This is a genomic window from Neisseria sp. P0021.S006, from assembly GCF_051956895.1.
In genome coordinates this window covers 1-815 of record NZ_JBQCWZ010000602.1, presented here as the reverse complement: position 1 = coordinate 815, position 815 = coordinate 1, and the positions used below count along the sequence as shown (strand labels likewise).

The 815-nt window shown below is 44.5% G+C and carries 1 protein-coding gene; it reads left to right on the top strand.

The genetic code is table 11. From position 1 onward, the window contains the following. Window positions 1-108 precede the first annotated feature (108 nt). Window positions 109-690, top strand: a complete 582-nt coding sequence (locus ACTHUM_RS15965) for a superoxide dismutase (protein WP_070460856.1) — start codon at window positions 109-111, stop codon at window positions 688-690. The last annotated feature ends 125 nt before the right edge of the window (window positions 691-815 follow it).

The following is an 815-nucleotide window of genomic DNA, read 5'->3' as shown; positions in this document are numbered from 1 at the left end:
GTGTAAGTTCAATTGGTTTGTTTAGGCTAAAGCAGGTAAAATAGCAATGTTGTCGATTTGACAACACACACTACCAAAATATAAATATCAATAATTAGGAGCATAAAAATGGAACACAAGCTGCCACAATTGCCTTATGAACTGGATGCGTTGTCCCCTCATCTGACCAAAGAAACTTTGGAATTTCACTACGGCAAACACCATCAAACTTACATCACCAATTTGAACAATCAAATCAAAGGCACTGAGTTTGAAGAAATGCCTTTGGAAGAAATCCTGAAAAAATCTTCCGGCGGTATGTTCAACAACGCTGCCCAAACGTGGAACCATACTTTCTACTGGCTGGGCTTTACCCCTAAAGGCCAAGGCAAACCTGCCGGCGAATTGGCTGCGGCCATCGATGCCAAATGGGGCAGCTTCGAGAAATTCCAAGAAGCGTTCGATGCTTGCGCGGCCGGTACTTTCGGCTCTGGTTGGGCATGGTTGGTGAAAACGCCTGCCGGTGAATTGGATCTGGTTTCTACTTCCAATGCAGGTACTCCGCTGACTACTGAAAACACTCCGCTGTTGACTTGCGACGTATGGGAACACGCCTACTATATCGACTACCGCAACAGCCGTCCTAACTACCTGAAAGGTTTCTGGGAAATCGTTAACTGGGATGAAGTTGCCAAACGCTTTGCCGCATAAAACGATATGAATGAAAAGGCCGTCTGAAGAATTTTCAGACGGCCTTTTTGTCGATATGGGCGTGATGAAATGGTTTAGATGAATGTTTTTTCTGTTTGATGCGCAAAATTATCATGGAGCAGAAA